16 protein-coding genes and 2 tRNA genes are annotated in these 19,750 nt (G+C 69.5%); 13 read left to right on the top strand and 5 right to left on the bottom strand.

All coding sequences use genetic code 11. The features are described from left to right. Positions 1–45: 45 nt before the first annotated feature. The 6 genes from gyrA (at position 46) to IG69_RS22050 (ending at position 4,813) form a co-directional block, all read left to right on the top strand. A complete protein-coding gene (gene gyrA, locus IG69_RS0106095) occupies positions 46–2,685 on the top strand; it encodes a DNA gyrase subunit A (protein ID WP_036829134.1) in 2,640 nt (879 codons plus the stop codon). Next, positions 2,682–3,248 (top strand): DUF3566 domain-containing protein, encoded by a 567-nt coding sequence (locus tag IG69_RS21525; protein ID WP_030527278.1) that lies wholly within the window; start codon positions 2,682–2,684, stop codon positions 3,246–3,248. Before gyrA ends, IG69_RS21525 begins: the two co-directional genes overlap by 4 nt. Positions 3,249–3,351: 103 nt before the next feature. Beyond that, positions 3,352–3,428, top strand: a tRNA-Ile gene (locus IG69_RS0106085). Positions 3,429–3,459: 31 nt separating this feature from the next. Continuing rightward, positions 3,460–3,582, top strand: a complete 123-nt coding sequence (locus tag IG69_RS22675) for a DLW-39 family protein (protein WP_211250970.1) — start codon at positions 3,460–3,462, stop codon at positions 3,580–3,582. 31 nt (positions 3,583–3,613) lie between these two features. After that, a tRNA-Ala gene (locus IG69_RS0106075) sits at positions 3,614–3,686 on the top strand. 614 nt (positions 3,687–4,300) lie between these two features. Further along, complete coding sequence (locus IG69_RS22050) at positions 4,301–4,813, top strand: hypothetical protein (RefSeq protein WP_157577375.1); 513 nt, start codon at positions 4,301–4,303, stop codon at positions 4,811–4,813. An 874-nt stretch (positions 4,814–5,687) separates the two neighbouring features. Here the strand turns inward: IG69_RS22050 and IG69_RS0106065 are convergent. Continuing rightward, the gene (locus IG69_RS0106065) at positions 5,688–6,899 is read right to left on the bottom strand and encodes a tyrosine-type recombinase/integrase (RefSeq protein ID WP_030527276.1); all 1,212 of its coding nucleotides are present in this window, start codon (positions 6,897–6,899) and stop codon (positions 5,688–5,690) included. Positions 6,900–7,048: 149 nt separating this feature from the next. Further along, positions 7,049–10,138: a DEAD/DEAH box helicase gene (locus IG69_RS0106060; RefSeq protein ID WP_157577390.1), complete on the bottom strand. Its 3,090-nt coding sequence runs from the start codon at positions 10,136–10,138 to the stop codon at positions 7,049–7,051. Between the two features lie 142 nt (positions 10,139–10,280). On the opposite strand from IG69_RS0106060, the gene IG69_RS0106055 reads away from it, so the two are divergent. Next, positions 10,281–11,171 (top strand): nuclease-related domain-containing protein, encoded by an 891-nt coding sequence (locus tag IG69_RS0106055; RefSeq protein ID WP_030527274.1) that lies wholly within the window; start codon positions 10,281–10,283, stop codon positions 11,169–11,171. Positions 11,172–11,594: 423 nt separating this feature from the next. Here IG69_RS0106055 and IG69_RS0106050 read toward each other — a convergent pair whose 3' ends face one another. Continuing rightward, positions 11,595–12,722 carry a hypothetical protein gene (locus IG69_RS0106050; protein ID WP_030527273.1) on the bottom strand — a complete coding sequence of 376 codons (1,128 nt, stop codon included), beginning with the start codon at positions 12,720–12,722 and terminating at the stop codon, positions 11,595–11,597. Positions 12,723–12,857: 135 nt separating this feature from the next. On the opposite strand from IG69_RS0106050, the gene IG69_RS0106045 reads away from it, so the two are divergent. Both IG69_RS0106045 and IG69_RS0106040 read left to right on the top strand, forming a co-directional pair. Beyond that, positions 12,858–13,376: a peptidylprolyl isomerase gene (locus IG69_RS0106045; RefSeq protein WP_030527272.1), complete on the top strand. Its 519-nt coding sequence runs from the start codon at positions 12,858–12,860 to the stop codon at positions 13,374–13,376. 58 nt (positions 13,377–13,434) lie between these two features. Beyond that, positions 13,435–14,313 carry a rhomboid family intramembrane serine protease gene (locus IG69_RS0106040; protein WP_245616092.1) on the top strand — a complete coding sequence of 293 codons (879 nt, stop codon included), beginning with the start codon at positions 13,435–13,437 and terminating at the stop codon, positions 14,311–14,313. Between the two features lie 350 nt (positions 14,314–14,663). Here the strand turns inward: IG69_RS0106040 and IG69_RS0106035 are convergent, their stop codons facing one another. Further along, complete coding sequence (locus tag IG69_RS0106035) at positions 14,664–14,918, bottom strand: cell division protein CrgA (RefSeq protein ID WP_030527270.1); 255 nt, start codon at positions 14,916–14,918, stop codon at positions 14,664–14,666. 71 nt (positions 14,919–14,989) lie between these two features. Between IG69_RS0106035 and IG69_RS0106030 the strand changes: the two genes are divergently transcribed. From IG69_RS0106030 to IG69_RS0106015, 4 genes are all read left to right on the top strand, one after another. Next, positions 14,990–15,772: a DUF881 domain-containing protein gene (locus tag IG69_RS0106030; RefSeq protein WP_051750268.1), complete on the top strand. Its 783-nt coding sequence runs from the start codon at positions 14,990–14,992 to the stop codon at positions 15,770–15,772. Continuing rightward, positions 15,769–16,446, top strand: coding sequence for a class E sortase (locus tag IG69_RS0106025; protein ID WP_084696606.1), 678 nt, complete (start codon positions 15,769–15,771; stop codon positions 16,444–16,446). The genes IG69_RS0106030 and IG69_RS0106025 overlap by 4 nt, the downstream gene beginning before the upstream one ends. 4 nt (positions 16,447–16,450) lie before the next feature. Then, positions 16,451–16,606, top strand: coding sequence for a hypothetical protein (locus IG69_RS22455; protein WP_036829132.1), 156 nt, complete (start codon positions 16,451–16,453; stop codon positions 16,604–16,606). Between the two features lie 90 nt (positions 16,607–16,696). Further along, on the top strand, positions 16,697–17,353 hold the full coding sequence (locus IG69_RS0106015; protein WP_030527267.1) for an aminodeoxychorismate/anthranilate synthase component II: 657 nt from the start codon (positions 16,697–16,699) through the stop codon (positions 17,351–17,353). A gap of 545 nt (positions 17,354–17,898) precedes the next feature. Here the strand turns inward: IG69_RS0106015 and pknB are convergent. Continuing rightward, on the bottom strand, positions 17,899–19,746 hold the full coding sequence (pknB, locus tag IG69_RS0106010; protein WP_030527266.1) for a Stk1 family PASTA domain-containing Ser/Thr kinase: 1,848 nt from the start codon (positions 19,744–19,746) through the stop codon (positions 17,899–17,901). Positions 19,747–19,750 lie beyond the last annotated feature (4 nt).

Genomic DNA, 19,750 nt, shown 5'->3' with positions numbered 1-19,750 from the left:
CGTCACCCACGACCTCCCCTGACGACCCGCTAGGCAAGGACCTCCATGACCGACCAGCCCGTCGAGACCGACCGCACGGAGCCGATCGACCTCAACACCGAGATGCAGCGCTCGTACATCGAGTACGCGATGTCGGTGATCGTCTCGCGCGCGCTGCCCGACGTGCGCGACGGCCTCAAGCCGGTGCACCGCCGCGTGCTCTACGCGATGTACGACGGCGGCTACCGCCCCGACCGCGGCTTCAACAAGTGCAGCCGCGTCGTCGGCGACGTCATGGGCCAGTACCACCCGCACGGTGACAGCGCGATCTACGACGCCCTCGTCCGGCTCGTCCAGGACTGGTCGCTGCGCTACCCGCTCGTCCAGGGCCAGGGCAACTTCGGCTCCCCCGGTGACGACCCGGCCGCCGCGCCGCGGTACACCGAGTGCCGGATGGCGCCGCTGTCGATGGAGATGGTCCGCGACATCGAGCAGGAGACCGTCGACTTCAAGCCGAACTACGACGGCAAGACGCTCGAGCCGGAGGTCCTGCCCTCCCGCTTCCCGAACCTGCTGGTCAACGGCAGCGCCGGCATCGCGGTCGGGATGGCGACGCAGATCCCGCCGCACAACCTGCGCGAGGTCGCCGCGGCCGCCGAGTGGATGCTGCGCCACCCCGACGCCGGCCGCGAGGAGGCGCTCGAGGCGGTCATGAAGACCATCCCGGGGCCGGACTTCCCGACCGGGGCGCTCATCATGGGCCACCGCGGCATCGACGACGCCTACCGCACCGGCCGCGGCTCGATCATCATGCGGGCGGTCGTCGAGGTCGAGGAGATCCACAACCGGCAGTGCCTCGTCGTCACCGAGCTGCCCTACCAGGTCAACCCGGACAGCCTCGCGCAGAAGATCGCCGAGCACGTCAAGGACGGCCGGCTCGCAGGCATCGCCGACATCCGCGACGAGACCTCGGGCCGCACCGGCCAGCGCCTCGTCATCGTGCTCAAGCGCGACGCGGTGGCCAAGGTCGTGCTCAACAACCTCTACAAGCACACCCAGCTGCAGACGACGTTCGGCGCGAACATGCTCGCCCTCGTCGACGGCGTGCCGCGCACGCTGCCGATCGACGCGTTCATCCGCTACTGGTGCGAGCACCAGATCGACGTCATCCAGCGGCGCACGGCCTACCGGCTGCGCAAGGCCGAGGAGGAGATCCACATCCTCCGCGGCTACCTCAAGGCGCTCGACATGCTCGACGAGGTCATCGCGCTCATCCGCCGCAGCCCGACGGTCGAGGAGGCGCGCAACGGCCTCATCGAGCTCCTCGAGATCGACGAGATCCAGGCGCGGGCCATCCTCGACCTGCAGCTGCGGCGCCTCGCGGCCCTCGAGCGGCAGAAGATCATCGACGACCACGACAAGCTGCAGGCGCAGATCGAGGACTTCAAGGACATCCTCGCGACGCCCGGCCGCCAGCGCGACATCGTCTCCGACGAGCTGCGCGCGATCGTCGACAAGTTCGGCGACGACCGCCGCACGACGATCATGCCGACCGACGGCGACATGTCGATGGAGGACCTCATCCCCGAGGAGGACGTGGTCGTCACCATCACCCGCGGCGGCTACGCCAAGCGCACCCGGGTCGACGCGTACCGCTCGCAGCGGCGCGGCGGCAAGGGCGTGCGCGGGGCGGCCCTGCGCGGCGAGGACATGGTCGACCACTTCTTCACGACGACCTCGCACCACTGGCTGCTGTTCTTCACCAACCTCGGCCGGGTCTACCGCGCCAAGGCGTACGAGCTGCCGGACGCCGGCCGTGACGGCAAGGGCCAGCACGTCGCGAACCTCATGGCCTTCCAGCCGGGCGAGGAGATCGCCCAGGTGCTGGCCATCCGCTCCTACGAGGACGCGCCGTACCTGCTCCTCGCGACGCGGGCCGGCCTGGTCAAGAAGACGCGCCTCTCGGAGTACGACAGCCCGCGGGCGGGCGGCCTCATCGCCGTCAACCTGCGCGACGGCGACGAGCTCGTCGGCGTCGGGCTGGTCGAGGCCGAGGACGACCTCATGCTCGTCTCGCGCAAGGGGCAGTCGGTGCGCTTCCACGCCGACGACGCCACGCTGCGCCCGATGGGCCGCGCGACCTCCGGCGTCACGGGCATGAAGTTCCGCGACGGCGACGAGCTGCTCTCGATGTCGGTCGTCGCCGACGGCGAGGACCCGGACGTCTTCGTCGTCTTCGAGTCGGGCCTGGCCAAGCGGTCCAAGGCGTCGGAGTGGAACGTCAAGGGGCGCGCCATCCTCGGTGTCGCGGTCGCGAAGCTGTCCGAGAAGGGCGGCGACCTCGTCGGGGCGCTGACCGTCGACGAGGGCGACGAGGTCCTCGTCGTCTTTGAGAAGGGCAACATCGTCCGCTCGCGGGTCGACGAGGTGCGCCTGACCGGCCGCAACACGATGGGCGTGCAGTTCGCCAAGCCGGGCCGCAACGACGCGATCGTCGCCGTCACGCGCAACCCCGAGAAGGAGGTCGAGGAGGCCGTCGAAGCGGCCGAGGAGGCCGCCGGTGAGGGCGCGGGTGACGAGGTGGTCACGACTGTCGAGACCCCGGGTGGCGAGGTCGCAGCCCCGGCGGAGGATGCCGTACCGTCGGACCCGACGTCGACCGACGACTCGTCGGGCGACGACGCAGACCGAGGAGGCCGTGAGTGAGCACCGCAGACAGCGCCGGGCGTCCCGCCCGTCCGTCGGGTGCCGCGCGCCCGGCCCGCCAGGAGGCTGCCACGATGCAGCGTGACGCCACCCGTCCGGTCCCGACCGGCCGCGAGGCCGTGCCCGCCGCCGGTCGCGAGGCCGCGGGCTCCGGGTCCACGGCCGCTACGGCGACGAAGCCGGCTCCCCGGCCCGCGTCGTCGCGCCGGGTCAAGCTGACCGTCTCGCGCATCGACCCGTGGTCGGCGATGAAGATGTCGTTCCTGCTCTCGGTGGCGCTCGGCATCGCCCTCGTGGTCGCCACGGTGGTCCTGTGGACCGTCCTCGACGCGATGGGCGTCTTCGACAAGGTCAACGGCGTCATCGGCTCGGTGATCCAGGACGGCGGCACGCGCTTCGACATCCTCGACTTCGTCGGCTTCACCCGCGTGGTGTCGCTGTCGATCGTCATCGCGGTCGTCGACGTCATCCTCATCACCGCGATCGCCACCCTCGGGGCGTTCCTGTACAACCTCTCCTCCGCCCTCGTCGGCGGCGTGCACCTCACCCTCACCGACGACTGAGGTGCAGGTCGGAGCCGCCCCGACCCCCGTTTTGGGGAGCGGGGCGGGCATCGGGTAATCTCGTGCACCGCGCCTCCTGAGAGGTGCGACGCCGGTCGGTGACGGGCCTATAGCTCAGACGGTTAGAGCGCTTCCCTGATAAGGAAGAGGCCACAGGTTCAAGTCCTGTTAGGCCCACCACCCGACCTCCCCGGCTCCCAGGTGGTGTTCCGTGAAGAAGCTCCTCGTCCTCCTCGCCTCTGCGGCAGGTGCGTTCGCCCTGAGCAAGCAGATCAAGGACAAGCAGGCCGAGAACCGGCTTTGGGCCGAGGCCACGGACACCCCGCAGAGCTGACGCTCACCCCGCCGCCCACGCGCGGCACCCGGGGGCCATGGCGCAATTGGTAGCGCACCTGCTTTGCAAGCAGGGGGTTAGGGGTTCGAGTCCCCTTGGCTCCACCGCAGGTCAGAGGCCCTTTCCGCTCGTCGGTGAGGGCCTCTGACGCGTCCGTACCCCAGAGAAGTACTGCAGTAGGCAGCTGCTACTTGCTGCTCTGCCGGCCCGAGGTGTCCCCAACCCCCGCAGCATCCATCACCCGACCGGTGTCCCCTTCGTCCCGGCGAGCGAACCGTGAACTCGGGCTCCATGAGCGACGGTGAGAATTGCGGGCACGGCTTGCAGGTCGACGAGCTCCTCCGCACCGTCCGAACTGCGCTTCCCTGCGTTCCTCCGGTGAGGCGGCGCAACGCCCTGGCGATGGCGCCCTTTGGCAGACCGGCACCTCTTCGCGTTCATGTTCTGAGGTGGACGAGCCGGTTCCTAGCACCTCGACCCTTGGCGACCGGTCGATCGACGCGAACGGTGGTGGAATCCAAAGCGAGGTCCAACGACAGCGCTCTCAGTTTCCTTGAGGGCGGGGCCCTGTGGCCGCCTCGAACCGACTGAGCTTGGAAAGGCCGCGGCGCCACCTGTACTCCACGACTGACGTCGCTCCACGCCGGCGGAGATGGTTTGGGGTGGGTGATCAGTTGCCGACAAGGCGGCTGTCAGGCCCCCCCGATACGCTCGTCGCGTGGAAGACATCTCGTCAGGGGCCCCGCCCTTCGAACTCGTGGCTGCGGAGTTGCCACCCGAACTTGAATCGCTCCTGCTCAGCCAGGAGCTGGATGATGACGAAGTCGTCGTCCTGCCTCAGCGAGTCCAGGCAGGCCGCGGAGAGTACGCGGTAGAGGCCGTTCAAACAGTGAAGGTGCTCCGGGCACAAGGTCTCCAAGCCAGGCTCCTCCATTCCAGCGGGAACCGGACTTCCGTAGCGGAGTTCTCCACGGATGAAGTGGTTGCTCTCACCCTCTTTGTGGCCCAGTCACTAGGCCAGGAAGGCATTTCTCGATTGGTCGACTATCTGGTCGCTACGGTTAGGGGAGCAGGTAGGCGCGCAGCTCCCGCAACAATCGAAATCGAGATCGATCGCTTGGTGATCGAGGGTGATCGGAGGACCATCGAAGGAGTCGTGGTCAAGGGTAGAGGTGAGGAAGCGATTGACGGGGTTGTCAGTGTCCTTAAGCGTCTCGGGACGAGTGACTAGCGGCGACGCCTTCAATAGCAGCGGACCGCGCTCCCTCTCCGGTAGGACGATCCAGGGAATTGCGATTCATACGGGAGTGCCTCTCCCCCCGGAACGTGGACTGGGCCGAGAACAGGAACTCGAGGCTGAGGGCCGACGGCTTCTCCGGGCTGCGCTCAGGGAATTCGGCGCCATGGTCAGGGCAGGAGATGAAAGTGACTCTGAGCGGCGGGCAAGGCATGCCCTTGAACTCGCGGTGGACGCCTACAACTGCCTCGAAGACACGACTAGCGCCGATTGGTGCCATCAGTGGATCCATACGATCGGAGCCTTCGTCGCGGCGAATTTCGGGTGCGCTCATGAACTGTCGGAGGGATTGTGGTTCACAAGGTGCCCAGTGGTACTGGTGCACCTCCGGGTTGGTTTGTCGGTAGGCTTCACCGCTACCCGCGTCTGTTCAATCTGCAGACTCGACATCATGGAGTGCGACCACATCCTGGGACGGCAGTATGCAGTCGGTGGTGGTCAAGATGCCGAGGGCATCTGCCGGGTATGCGCCATCGTTGGGTGTAGGGAACATCGTGAAGGCGTCACGTATCCGGTCACGGCTCATCCCCTCGTCATATCGGTCGACGAGTTGAGGGAGATAAGTCTCGTTCCAAGGCCCCGCGACCCATTGGCCCGGGTTCAGGCGGTCTCTCTGCTGCCCGCAGAGGTGGTGAGGTATCGACCCGCTCAGGGCGAGTGCCCATGTGCAGGTGGATGTCCCGGATTCAAGCAGGCGCTGGATCTGATCTCCGGAGCCTTCCCATTTCGGCTGGACCCGACCCTGGAAGGTAGCGGGTCCCCCGCGGGTTCGCAGCGTCCCTAGCGCTGCCAGCCCTGAACGCGGCAATCAAGAGCCGGACAGTTCAACGCCGAGGCGCTTGAGTGCGTCCCGGGTTGAGTCCGAGGACACCTGAGAGTAGATCTCCATTGTGAGGGCGATGCGGCTGTGGCGTAGGACGGCCATCGCGACGCGAGGGTGAACGTCGACGGCAACGAGGAGACTGGCGCACGTACGCCGAGTGGAGTGAATAGGCACGACCGGAACACCGGCCTTCGCGGCCCTCAGCTTGAAGTCGCGGTGGAAGTTGCGTGGGTCGACCGGATCGCCGAGCCGGGTCGTGAAGACCAAGCCGCAGTCGCCCCACATGTCGCCGGCCGCGAGCCGTCGTCTGGCCTCCTCGACCCGATGCCGCTCGAGTGCCCGCACCGCGATCTCCGGCAGCGGCAGCGGGGCATCCGAAGACGGGGTCTTCGTGTGTCGCCGGAGCAGCTGGTGATCGACCCGCTGTACCTGCCACGCGATGAGCGCCTCGCCACCCTCGAGGTCGACGTCCTCCCAGGCCAGCCCTAGCAACTCCCCGCGACGCAGACCGAGCGTGAGAAGCAGGACGTACCCGGCATACATCGGGTCACCATCCGCGCGCGCCGACTCGAGGAACCGCCGCGCCTCATCGACGGTCCACACCGGCATCTTCTTCGACCGCGGCATGCGTACCCGTACGAGCGCGGCAACGTTGCGGAAGACGAGCTCCTCGCGCATCGCCTGGGTCAGCGCGCCCCGGTGCACCCGCCACGCCTGGTGGACCGTCCAGTCCGAGGCGACCTCATGGCAGCAAGCGCCGAGGGTGCAGCACTGCGGCTCGGGGCGGGCGGCATCCTTGCCCTGGAAGCAGCACTGGCAGCGGACCCGCAGCGTGTTCACCCACACCTGGACGTCCCGGACCATCAGCTTGTCGAGCTTGCGGTCGCCGAGGTCCGGGATGATGTACAGCCGGGAGAACATCTCGTAGTTCGAGGTGGTGGCCGGCGACAGGGTCGGCCGCACCGTCTCCTCCAGCCACCGCTCGAGGAAGTCCCGCAGGCGCGGGGAGACCGGAACCATCGGTCCCCGCCGCCCCTGCTCGTGGAGCCGAAGCCACTTGTCGTGGACCTCTGGCCTGGTCTTCCCGTGGACGGTCTTGCGCTGCCGGCGGCCCTTCGGGGTCACGATCCACACGTGCGCCGTCGAGCCGTTCCGGTACGGGTAGATCGACCCCTCGCCGTTCGCCCGCCGGCTCACGGCCAGTCCGCCTCCGCCGCGGCGGCGCGCATGGCGCCGTACTCGTCGACCCACGCCGGCGGTCCGGGGCGTGAGCGCCGTCTACCGATCCCGGCCCGATCGAAACGTTCCTCGCGTGGTCAGCCCGGAGAGAGAGTGCCGAAATATCGCTAACTGACAACACTCGCCGTGGCGAAGTCTGCGGCGGGCATCGGCGTTCGCAGTTGCCAGGTGATGGCGATGGGCCGCTCTCCGCGGTGCTCGTCATAGTCTGCCTCGCCCAACAGGAGGTAGGGGGCGCCAGCGCCAAAAGGAGAAACCCGATTGATGCGTGAGAATATCAATATGTGTGTTCCCAGGCGCCCATGGTTAAGGTAGCGCTGTCCCGTTTTTGATGCGACCGTGGTTCTGCCCTGTGTCTCCCAATGGAAGCGATCAGGGCTCATCGCAAAGTCCTGATACATGGTGGTGGGTGAGAACTCTGCCTCGGATTTGCGTAGTGTAATGAGACACGCATCGGCACGGAACTTAGGCGCGAAAAACACCCCGTTCTGGAAGCTTTTGGGTTTAATGCCATCAACTGCCGAATAGTCGAGTCCTGCAAGGATTTCTTCGCGCGTGTAACGCGCGTGAGTGCGCAGCGGACTCAATGAGAGCTCGCCGGTTAGCCGATTCGTGACCCGTTCGGCGTGGGCGAGCGATGTCTGGATGACTGCTCGTAGATCTTCACGAACCGCTGGCTCAGCGCGCAGCGCCTCGAGCCCCGCTCGGTACGACGTGAAGCCTCCTCCGTCCGGCCAGAGCGAAAAGAACAGCATCCGCCCGTATGCCTGGATGACCGCATCCGCCGAGTCGTAGCTCAGCGCGTCATCAGCCAGCCAAGTGAGGTAGGCCGCCGCGCGCTCGGGGTCGTCCACGTGGCACAGCGCACGCACACGCTTGAGCAGAGCGGTCTCCCAGGGTCCGCCCGTTGGCACGGACACCCCAGCCTCGCGACGGAGTCGAGTCCACGAGCGATCCCCGCGGACGACGTCCGACAGCTCGACCCCGGACTCGTCGAGGAAGGTCTGCAGCTCACTGGTCGGGTGGGCGCGGAGCTCGGAGGTGATGTTGGGCCAGCGGCTTGTCACCTGACTCTTGATGTTCTCGAGGACAAGCCGCTGACTCTGACGGTCCAGGACGATCTGTGTCCCAGAGGGGAGGAAGGGGAACCCCTGCTCGATGTCCCGCTCCAGCGCGGCTCGCGTGCTGCCGGTCATCGCGCGGAAGCGCTGGTCGAAGCGGAACTCCTTGCGGTGGTGCCCCACGAAGTCGAGCGCTGTGAGCACAGCTTTGTCCTTCGCGCGGCGAAGACCGCGCCCCAGCTGCTGGAGGAAGACGGTCGCGCTCTCGGTCGGACGCAGGAAGAGCACCGTGTTGATCGAGGGGACGTCGACACCCTCGTTGAAGACGTCGACCGTGAAGAGGGCCTTGAGGCGCCCCTCGCGAAGGCTTGCCACCGCCGCATCGCGGTCACCCGAGACGGTGTCGCCGAGCACCGCTGCCGCCGGGATGCCTGCGCGGTTGAAGACCTCGGCCATGTACCGCGCGTGATCACGGGAGACGCAGAAGGCCAGCGCCTTCATGGTCGACAGATCCGCGACCTTGTCCTGGACCGCCTTGAGGACGATGCGAGCGCGAGCGTCATTGCCGGTGAACAAGTTGGACAGCTCGCTGGTGTCGTAGGCGCCGGCCTTCCAGTCCAGCCGGGTCAGGTCCATCCCATCGGCGATCGCGAAGTAGTGGAACGGCGTCAGCAGGTCGGCCTTGAGGGCATCCCACAGCCGAAGCTCGGCGGCGGTGCGTCCATCGAAGAATGAGCGGACGTCGAGGCCGTCACCGCGCTCAGGTGTGGCGGTCAGGCCGAGCAGCTCGCGCGGATTGAGATGGTCAAGGATCTGCCGGTAGGTCTTGGCTTCTGCGTGGTGGAACTCGTCCACGACGACCACCCGGTAGGCACCAGCAGGGATGTTGCCAATCCCGTACGAGGAGAGCGACTGCACAGAGGCGAAGACGTGGTCCCAGCGTTCGGGGCGCTTGCCGTCCACGTACAACTCACCGAAGTTGGCGTCGCCCAGGACCTCGCGATAGGTGCGCAGTGACTGGTGAAGGATCTCGCGGCGGTGCGCCACGAAGAGCAGCGTCGGCCGGGTGGGGGCTACTTCGGCGAGGCGCCGGTAGTCGAGCGCGGCCACGACCGTCTTGCCTGTGCCTGTCGCGGCGATGAGCAGATTGCGATGCCGGCTATGCACGACGCGCTCGACCTCGAGCTGATCGAGCATCTCCTGTTGGTAGGGGTACGGCCGCACCTCGAGACCGGACAGCGTCAGAGTGACGCGACTGCTGTCGCGCCGCCCCGAAGCTTCGGCCAGGGCGTCGTCGAGCTTGTCGCGGTCGACGTCGGGGTCGTAGGTCTCGAAGGACGCCTCGTTCCAGTACGAGTCGAACGTGGCAAGAAACTTCTGCAGGAGCGGAGGGTTCGAGACTGCCGACAAGCGCACGTTCCACTCGACGCCGTCGAGCATGGCCGCTCGCGAAAGGTTGCTGCTGCCGACATACGCGGTGTCGAAGCCGGTGTTGCGGCGGAACAGCCACGCTTTGGCGTGCAGCCGCGTGCGCTGGGCGTCGTACTGGATCTTGACCTCGGCACCGAACTCTCGCACCAGCCGGTCGAGAGCTTGACGCTCAGTCGCGCCCATGTAGGTCGTCGTGATGACACGCAGCGGCACCCCGCGCTCTCGCGCTGCGCGGAGCTGCGTCTCGAACAGCCGCAGGCCGTACCACTTGACGAAGGCCATGATGACGTCGATGCGGTCGGCGCTCGCCAGCTCCGCCCGCACCTCGTGCCCGACTCCGGGCTCTCCCGGTGCGTTGGTCAGGAGGGCAGCGTCCGACAGCGGAGTGGCCGGACGTTCGCGCGTGAGGTGTCGCGGCGCGCCCGGGGCGGCCGGCGTGGTGAGCGCGAGGAGCTGGCCGGCCGACGACACCGAGTCCTCGGTCGCACCCAGCGTCTCGACGACCTCATTGACCAGCCGCAGCCGACGCTCGGCGTTCTTCTCTCGGCGCAGCGCACGGAGGGTCACATCCCGGATGTGCCGAGCCAAGACCTCTGGTTCATCGGCCTCGTCGATGGAGGCCAGTTGCGGTTCCAACGTGGATACGCCCTCCAGGCGCTCCCGCAAGGCACGCGTCAGCAGGCTCTCGTAGAGCCCCTCCAGCAGACTGTCTCCCCCGTCGCTCACCGCAGCAGCTTGCCAGGAGTCACCCCGACGATCAGCGAATCCGCCACCTTTGTGTCGGACAATCGTCCCCCCCTTTGTGGAAGTCGCTGTATAACAGGCTGACTGTGCCTACGGTGGCCGGATGACGGGGGCGGTTGACGAGAAGCGGATGCGGCTGCGGTACGCGGGGGTGTGTCGGGTCTGCGATGCCGAGCTGCCTGCGAAGGCCGAGGCTGTCTACGAGCGAGCGACGAAGAGCGTGCGCTGCGTGGCGCACGACCAGCCGGCGGACGAACCACCCACGCCGGCGGTCGAGATGGAGGACGCCTCGCTGGACGCCCAGCCACGGGTCGCTTATGCGGCCGAGCCGGCCGAACCCGAAGTGGTCGACAGCGGCGTCGCCGGGGCATCGGCTCGTCGAGAGTTCGAGCGGCGGAAGGCCAAGCGCGAGGAGAGCATCCGCACCAGGCACCCGAGGCTCGGTGGCCTCATCCTCGCGGTGAGCGACGACCCGCAGTCGACGCGGGCGTGGGACACCGGCGCCATCGGTGAGGAGAAGCTCGGCAAGGGCCTTAACGCCCAGGCCGGCGACACGGTCCGACTGCTCCACGACCGACGCATCCCACGGACGCGCGCCAACATCGACCACATCGCCGTCACCGCCCACGGAGTGGTCGTCATCGACGCCAAGCGCTACAAGGGCCGGCCGTCGCTGCGGGTGGAAGGCGGCATCCTGCGGCCACGGGTCGAGAAGCTGATGATCGGCTCGCGGGACTGCAGCAAGCTCGTCGACGGCGTCCTCAAGCAGGTGTCGCTCGTCCGCGACATCGTCGGGGAGGACGTGCGGGTCACGGGCGCGCTCTGCTTCCTCGACGCCGACTGGCCGCTGCTCGGCGGCGACTTCACCACCCGCGAGGTGCGGGTCCTCTGGCCGAAGAAGCTCTACAAGCACCTCCAGCAGCCCGGACCGCTGGATGCCGCCGCGGTCGACGCGCTTCACCGCCGTCTGGCCGCCGCCCTCCCGCCGAGCTGACCGCCGTCGAACCCCGGCGAAATCGTGATGAGACGGCGGAAACGCCCCTGACCATCGGCTTTGTCGTGGACCCCGTCGACAACCTTCGACAGTAGCCCGATCGGACCATTCCCCCGCGTGCGCGGCAGGTCTACATTCGGGCTCGTCGACTCCTGGCAGGGCCTCGAAGGGTTTCGAGCCGACACGGCCGACGTCCCGGGACGGTGACGCGACGGGTGCTGAGGGCACCTGGTCGCGACCCCCTCCATCGCCCCGGGACGTCCCGGCCGGACAACTCCATCCACACAGACGCACACGGCGCACGATCCAGAGCGTGCGCATCCCCGGACAGGGCGGCCGACAGGGGGTCGCCCCGTCCGGACACGACGGCGCCGGCCGTATCCCCGGGGGGATGCGGCCGGCGCCGGTCCGTCTGCGCTGCGGTCAGCTCTTGTCGTTCGAGCCGCCCTCGACGTTCGGGGTGGAGAGGTCGGAGCCCTCGGAGGTACCGGTCGTCGACGGGATGGTCGAGTCGCCGGTCTTCGCGTCGTTCCAGGTGGCGGCGGCCTCGTCGGCCGCGTCGCTCGCGGCGTCCTTGAGCTCGTCGGCCTTCGCGGCGGCCGCGTCCTTGGCGTCGTCGGCCTTCGAGGCCGCGGCGTCCTTGAGCTCGCCGGCCTTCTCGAGGCCCTTGTCCTTGAGCTCGGACGCACGCTCGGCGGCGGCGCCGGCGGTCTCGGCGAGCTTCTCGCGCACCTCGCCCGCCTTCTCCTTGGCGCTGTCGACGGCGTCGGACGTCTTGGTCGAGGCCGACGACGGCGGCGTGTAGGAGCCGGCGCTCGCCCACGGGTCGGGGCGCTCGGAGCTCTTGCGGTACGCCATGACGGCGGCGCCGGCGGCGACCGCACCGAGGAGGAGCACCCAGCGGCCCTTGCCGCGGCTCTTCTTTGCGCGGGCGTCGCCCTTGAGGACGGCGTAGGCGTCGGGGGCGCGCTCGGCGGCCTCGGCGGCCTGCTCGCGCGCGGTCGCAGCACCGGCGGCGATGGCGGTCAGGGCCGCCATGACCTTCGGGAGGACGTCGTCGGAGAAGGTCTCCTTGGCGTGCTCGGCGCTCTTCTTCGCGTGCTCGACGCGGGGAGCCAGCGCCTCGAGCGCCTCCTCGGCCTTCTCGCGCGCGGTCTCGGCGGCGTCCTGGGCGCGCTCGCGGCCCTCGCGCACCTTCGGCGCGACCGAGCCGGCGTAGTCACGCGCGGTGTCGGCGTAGTCGTGCGCCTGCTTGGTGGCGTCGTGGGCGAGGTCGCGGGCCGACGTGTTCGCGTCGTGGGCGAGGTCACGGGCCGACGCGTACTGCGCGACGGCCTCCTTCTTCGCCTTCTTGCCCTGCTTGCGCAGGTGCTTCGCCTCGGACTTGCTGCTCTTGCGGAGGTCCTTGATCTCGGACTTCGTCTTCTTGCGCAGGTCGTGGGCGGTGTCGGCGGCGCGCTCGGCGGCGTCGCGCGAGGCCGCGCTCACGCGGTCGGCGGCATCCGTCACGGCATCCACGGCCTGGTCGGTCCTGCTCTTGCTGCGGAACACGCGTCCTCCTCGGTGTGGGACATCTCTTCCGTCCATCCTGCCCTGTTTGCGCTGCTCGGGGCACATCAGGACAAGCCTTGATGCCGTGAGCCGCCCCACCCGGCGGCGTCGGGCCCGCGTGAGAGGATCGGAGGCATGAAGGCAACGCTGCACACCAACCACGGCCCGATCGTCGTCGAGCTCTTCCCCAACGAGGCGCCGAAGACCGTCAAGAACTTCACCGGCCTCGCCACGGGCGAGCAGGAGTACAAGGACGACGCGGGGCGCACCAACCCCACCCCGTTCTACGACGGCCTCGTCTTCCACCGCATCATCCCCGGCTTCATGATCCAGGGCGGCTGCCCGCTCGGCCAGGGCATGGGCGGTCCCGGGTACACCTTCGACGACGAGGTCCACCCCGACAAGCAGTTCGACCGCCCCTACCTCCTCGCGATGGCCAACGCCGGCAAGCGCATGGGCAAGGGCACCAACGGCTCGCAGTTCTTCATCACCGTCGCGCCGACCACCTGGCTCAACGGCAAGCACACGATCTTCGGCGAGGTCGCCGACGGCGCCAGCCGCGAGGTCGTCGACAAGATCGCCGGTGTCCGCACCGGCGCCCAGGACCGTCCGGTCGACGACGTCGTCATCGAGCGCGTCGAGATCGAGCAGTAAGCACCACGCACCACCACCCCGGGAGACCGACGTGTCCGAACCACCGCCGATCCCCCCGGTGAACCCTGCGCCGGAGGCCGCGGGCCAGGTCCCGACCTGCCCGCGGCATCCGGACCGGGAGTCCTACGTCCGCTGCCAGCGCTGCGGACGCCCCGCCTGCCCCGAGTGCCAGCGCCCCGCCGCCGTCGGTATCCACTGCGTCGACTGCGTACGCGAGGCCTCGAAGACCGTCCGGCAGGGTCGCACGACGTTCGGCGGAGCCGTCACCGACGGCCGGCCGCTGGTGACGTTCTGGATCATCGGCATCTGCGTCGCGGTCTACCTGCTGCAGACCGTGCAGCCCTCGCTCACCCGCGACATCGCGTTCGCGCCCGTCGTCGGCGACACGCAGCCCTGGCGCTTCATCACCTCCGGGTTCGCCCACGGCGGCCTCACGCACATCGCGTTCAACATGTACGCCCTCTTCGTGATGGGCCAGTACCTCGAGCCGATGCTCGGCCGCTCCCGGTACATCGCCCTCTACCTGCTCAGCGCGTTCGGCGGGTCGGTGGGCATCCTGCTGCTGGCGTCGAAGCCGGCCGGCGGGGTCGTGACGCTCGCCGACGAGTCGTGGATCACCGCGGCGGTTGGCGCCTCCGGGGCGGTCTTCGGCCTCTTCGGGGCGTTCCTCGTGTTGCAGCGCCGGCTCGGCCGGTCCGCGGCGGGGATGTACGTCGTCATCGGCATCAACGCGGCCATCGGGTTCGTCATCCCGGGCATCGCGTGGCAGGCGCACCTCGGCGGCCTCATCACGGGAGCCGTCGCCGCGGCGGCCATCGGCTACCTCGGCCGGGCCAAGGACCCGCTCCAGCCGCCGGACCGGCGCATCCACTGGGTCGCGCTCGGTGGGCTGTTCGTCGTCCTCGTCCTGCTGTCGGTGGCCAAGTACGCCCTCTGACTCTGACCCCAGCTGTTCCTCGATGCCCCGGCCGCTGCGGCCGGGGCATCGCGCTGTCCACCGGTCGTCCACAGGCGTCCACAGCGCATCCACGCGTTGTTCGCACACTTGTCCACAGGCTGTCCCCATGTGGATTACACGCGTGTCATTCATCCCCAATGGGGACAACCCCTGTGGACAACTGGGGACGAACCTCCAGAACCTGGGGACGAGGTGTGGACGAGCGGTGCACGACGGGGAGTCCGGGCCGGTCATGCACAGGACCCCGGGGCTGCACCACGCATGTCGCGTGGGAGCCCCGGGGTCCGGGGAGCGGTGCCTGTGGACGGCGCCGGCGTCGACCTCGTCGGTCAGCGCCAGCGGGTCGTCATGAGGAAGCCGGAGAGCATGAGGCCGAAGCCGACGCCGAGGTTCCACCGGCCGAGTTGCGGCACGGGGTACTGGTTGGCGCCCGAGATGTAGAAGGTGACGACCCACAGCAGGCCGAGCACCATGAGCGTGAGCATCACCGGGACGAACCAGCGCGCGTTGGGGCCCTGCTGCGCCGCCGACGCCGTCCGCTGCGGGGTGTAGGCGGGCTTCTTGCGACCCTTGGACTCGGGCACGGGAACTCCTCCGGTTCGTTCAGACTCGTGCCCTAGCGTAGAGGCCACGTCGTCAGGAGAGGGGAGGCAGGGTGCCGGGCACGCACGCCGGTCGGTCCGAGCGGTCCTCGCGGCACGCCGGCCGGGTCGACCGACCCTCGCCGTGGCCCTGGCTGGTCCCCGTCGCCGCCCTCGTCGCCGGCGCCCTCTTCGCGAGCAGCGTCCGCGCCTCCGACGGCGAGGAGCTGCGCACCGGCTACACCCGGCTGCCCGACCTCATCCGCGAGCAGACCCGCGTCAACGCCGACCGCGCCGAGAAGGTCGACACCCTGCGCGCGCAGGTCGAGGACGCGACCGCCGCCTTGGCGCCCGGCGACCTCACGACGCAGCGGCTCGAGCGCCAGGCCGCCGAGATCGCGACGGCGGCGGGGCGCACCGAGGTCCGGGGGCCGGCGCTGCGGGTCACGCTGACCGACGCCCCGCTGCCCGGCGGCGAAGTACCGGAGGGCGGCGACCCGGACGACTACGTCATCCACCAGCAGGACATCGAGGCCGTCGTCAACGCCCTGTGGGCCGGCGGCGCCGAGGCGATCATGGTGCAGGACCAGCGGATCATCTCGACGAGTGCCGTCCGTTGCGTCGGCAACACCCTCATCCTCCAGGGCCGCGTCTACTCCCCGCCCTACACGGTCACGGCGATCGGGAACCTCGAGACGATGCGGTCCCGGCTGCAGCAGGACCGCGCGGTCGACCTCATCCGTCAGTACGCCATCGCGTTCGGCCTCGGGTACGACCTCGAGGACGCCGGCACCCAGACCCTGCCCGCGTACGCCGGCAGCATCACGCCGACCGTCGCCGAGGTGGCCGGGTCGTGATCCGTCGCGCCGTCGGCGTGGTCGGCGAGCTCCTCATCACGGCGGGCGTCCTGGTCCTGCTGTTCGTCGCGTGGCAGCTGTGGTGGACCGACGTCACGAGCAACCGCTCCCAGGAGCAGATCGTGCGCGCGCTCGACGAGGGGTTCGCGTCGGGGCGTGACACGGGCGCCGCGCTGCACGACGCGTTCCCGGAGCTGGGCGAGGCTGATGCGTTCGCGGTCATCCGCATCCCCCGGTTCGGCGCGGACTTCGCGCGGCCGGTCATCGAGGGTGTCGGGCGTCCGGTGCTGGCCCTCGGGGTCGGGCACTACGAAGGGTCGGCGTCGCCGGGAGCCGTGGGCAATTTTGCGGTCGCGGGCCACCGGACGACGTACGGGCGGCCCTTCCACGAGATCGACACGCTGCGCGACGGCGACCGCGTCATCGTCGAGACCGCGCCCACGGTGTACGTCTACGAGATCACCGGGCGTGAGATCGTCCGGCCGTGGCAGACCGAGGTCATCGCGCCGGTGCCGGACTCGCCCGGGACGAAGCCGACGGAGCGGATGATCACGATGACCTCGTGCCACCCGAAGTACAGCGCGACGGAGCGGTTCGTCACGCACGGTCGTCTCGTCGAGGCCGTGCCGCGGGCGAAGTGGCGGCTGGCCGACTGGTCGACGGTGGAGGGGTAGGCGGATGTACGCAGCGCTGTGGCGATTCTTGCCCGGGCCCTCGTGGGTGCGGGCGCTGACGTGCGTCGTGCTGGTGGCGGTGGTCGTCGCCGTGCTCTTCGAGTGGGGGTTCCCGGCGATCGCCGAGGTGCTGCCGTTCAACGACAACACGGTGGGGTGAGCGCTGGAAGTGCCCGGCGACCCGCGGAAGGGTGCGGACCGGGGGCGGACCGGGCTGGGTCGGCGCGACCGGGCGGGGCACCATAGGGGGATGACCCGCGTCCTCGTCGTCGACAACTACGACAGCTTCGTCTTCACGATCGTCGGCTACCTCGAGCAGATCGGCGCCGAGTGCGAGGTCGTCCGCAACGACGCCGTGTCGCCGTCCGACGGCGCCGACTTCGACGGGGTGCTCGTCTCGCCGGGGCCGGGGACGCCCGAGGAGGCCGGTGTCTCGATGGCGATGATCGAGGCGTGCGCCGAGCGGGCGCAACCGATGCTCGGGGTGTGCCTCGGGCACCAGGCGCTGGGCGTGGTCATGGGCGCGACGGTGGGGCGGGCGCCGGAGCTGCTGCACGGCAAGACCTCTCGCGTGCTGCACGACGGGTCCGGGGTGCTGGCCGGCGTGCCGCAGCCGTTTACGGCGACGCGCTACCACTCGCTGACCATCGACCCCGCGACGATGCCGGAGGCGCTCGTGCCGAACGGGCACACGGAGTCGGGCATCGTCATGGCCGTGCGGCACGCGACACTCCCGCTGCACGGGGTGCAGTTCCACCCCGAGTCGGTGCTCACCGAGGGCGGGCACCTCATGCTGGCCAACTGGCTGCGCATCGCCGGGATGACGGACGCGGTGTCGCGGGCGGAGGGGCTGTCGCCGCTCGTGCACGACGCGGCGGGGGTCGCGCGGATGGTGGCCGCGACCTGAGGAGGGCGACGCAGGGGCGTTCGGCTCCTGCGCATGGGTTGCGAGCGTCGAGCGGAGGGCGCCCGGTGCGGGTCTCCTGAGAGCCGGGGGCCGAGGTAGGTGTCCCCAGCCTCCATGCGTCGCGGAAGGTTTACCTTGCCCCGCGCAACCACGTCCTTGCACCGCGGAAGGTTTACCTTGCGGGGACGACCGCATGGTTGCGTCGGGAAGGGATCCCTTGCGGGGTGGAAGGGAAACCTTGCCGGGCGCAAGGTAATCCTTCCGGGGAGGCAGGATCCTGGGAGAGGTACATGTCTCCCGGGGCCTCTTGGGCGCGGTCGCCTCAGCGTCGTGTGGTGATCTCGCCTCGCCGCGGGGGTCTCGCCGTGCCGGGGTCTCCTCGGCGTGCCGGGGTGTCCTAGCGGGGCGGCGGGGCGCGATCGCACCGGCAGGGCGAGACGGCCCCGGCTGGGCGAGGTCGAGGCGGGGCGGCGGGACCTGGGCCGGGGGTCGGGATGACCGGGGCCGCGGGGGCGAGTCCGGGTGGACCACCCCCGCCGACCGGGTCAGCTCGGGGAGGGGCTCGGCGACGGGCTCTCGGTGGGCGACTCCGACGGGGTGGGGGTCGGCGTCGGGGTCGGGGTGGGCGTCGGCGCGGCCTTCTGGGCGACGACGATCTTCACCGTCGAGCCGGTGTCGACCGCCTGCTTGCCCTTCGGGTCCTGGCTGATGACGTCGCCCTCGGCCGCCTGGTCGGTCTGCTCGTACGAGGTCTCGACCTTGAGGTTGGCATCGGCGAGGGCGCTCTGGGCCTCGTTCTGGCTCATCCCCACGACGTTCGGCACCTCGACCTGGCCGGTGCCGACCGTCACGTTGATCCGCGTCCCGGGCTTGACCGCGACCTGCGAGCCGGGGTCGGAGGAGATGATGACGTTCTCCGCGGTGTTCGCGTCGTTGACCTCGTCGACGGTCCCGAGCGTCAGCCCGAGGTCGGAGAGGATGCCGCGGGCCTCGTCGAGCGAGCGCCCGGCCAGGTCCGGCACCTCGACGTTGTCGGGCCCGCCGGAGACGGTGATGCGCACCGTCGAGCCCTGGTCGACGCGGGTGCCGCCCTCGGGGGTCTGCGAGATGACGTTGCCCTCGTCGACCGTGTCGGAGGCGGCGACCATCGACTCGACGCGGAAGCCGGCGCCGGTCAGCGTGGCGGTCGCGGCGTCCTGCGGGGCGTCGACGACCGACGGCACCTGCACCTGCGGTGGCGTGTCGGACTCGCCGAGGTAGTTCACGAGGCCGAACACGAGCAGCCCGAGCGCGGCGAGCACCGCGACGACGAGGAGGATGGCCGCGGCCGGGTTGCGCTTCTTGCGCTCCTCCTCCATCACCTCGCGGCGGGTCAGCGGCTCGTTGTCGGCGGGCGGGGTGGCGAACGGGGCGTCCCACGCCGCGGTGCGGTCGGTGAGCGCGGTCGAGGAGGCCGGCAGGGCCTCGGTGACCCCGGCCGCCGCGGCGCCGGCCAACGCCGCGGCCGCCGAGCGGGCGGCGATGCTCACAGGGCGCCCGAGCCGGACGGCCTGGAGGTCGGCGCGGAACTCGTCGGCGTCCTGGTAGCGGTCCTCGCGCGGCTTCTCGAGCGCGTGGAGCACGACGGCGTCGAGGTCGGCCGAGATCCCCTCGGCGAACCGCGACGGCGGCACCGGGGCCTCGCCGACGTGCTGGTAGGCGATGGCGACCGGGCTGTCGCCCTGGAACGGCGGCCGGCCGGTGACCAGCTCGAAGAGCATGCAGCCGGCGGAGTACAGGTCCGAGCGCGCGTCGACCGTCTGCCCCTGCGCCTGCTCCGGCGAGAGGTACTGCGCGGTGCCGATGACGGCCTGCGTGGCGGTGACGGTGGCGTTCGCGTCGGCCATCGCCCGGGCGATCCCGAAGTCCATGACCTTGACCGAGCCGTCGGCCGCGACCATGACGTTGGCCGGCTTGATGTCGCGGTGGACGATGCCCTGCCGGTGGCTGTAGGCCAGCGCGTCGAGGACGCCCTCGGTGACCCGCACGGCCTCGGTCTCGTCGAGCTGCCCCTTCTCGGTCAGCTCCTCGCGCAGCGTCCGCCCGTCGACGAACTCCATGACGATGTAGGGGATGTTGACCTGCGCCCCACCGGACTCGGTGTGCAGGTGGTCCTCGCCGTGGTCGTAGACCGCGACGATCGAGGCGTGGTTGAGAGCGGCCGCCGACTGCGCCTCGCGGCGGAACCGGGTGATGAACGTGGCGTCGCGCGCGAGGTCGCTGCGGAGCATCTTGATGGCGACGGAGCGGCCGAGCCGCGTGTCGAACCCTCGGTGGACCTCCGCCATGCCGCCGCGACCGAGGAGCTCACCGACCTCGTACCGGCCGCCGAGCAGCTTCGGGACGTCAACCATGTCG

Source organism: Phycicoccus jejuensis, from assembly GCF_000720925.1.
Lineage (GTDB): Bacteria > Actinomycetota > Actinomycetes > Actinomycetales > Dermatophilaceae > Phycicoccus > Phycicoccus jejuensis.
Note: the sequence above shows the minus strand (reverse complement) of the source record. Positions and strands in the feature narration are given on the sequence as shown.

Coding starts and splice junctions, on each gene's coding strand:
- gyrA (WP_036829134.1), top strand. CDS start 46: ATGACCGACCAGCCCGTCGAGACCGACCGCACGGAGCCGATCGACCTC.
- IG69_RS0106055 (WP_030527274.1), top strand. CDS start 10,281: ATGACGGGGGCGGTTGACGAGAAGCGGATGCGGCTGCGGTACGCGGGG.
- IG69_RS0106045 (WP_030527272.1), top strand. CDS start 12,858: ATGAAGGCAACGCTGCACACCAACCACGGCCCGATCGTCGTCGAGCTC.
- IG69_RS22455 (WP_036829132.1), top strand. CDS start 16,451: ATGTACGCAGCGCTGTGGCGATTCTTGCCCGGGCCCTCGTGGGTGCGG.
- IG69_RS0106015 (WP_030527267.1), top strand. CDS start 16,697: ATGACCCGCGTCCTCGTCGTCGACAACTACGACAGCTTCGTCTTCACG.
- pknB (WP_030527266.1), bottom strand. CDS start 19,746: ATGGTTGACGTCCCGAAGCTGCTCGGCGGCCGGTACGAGGTCGGTGAG.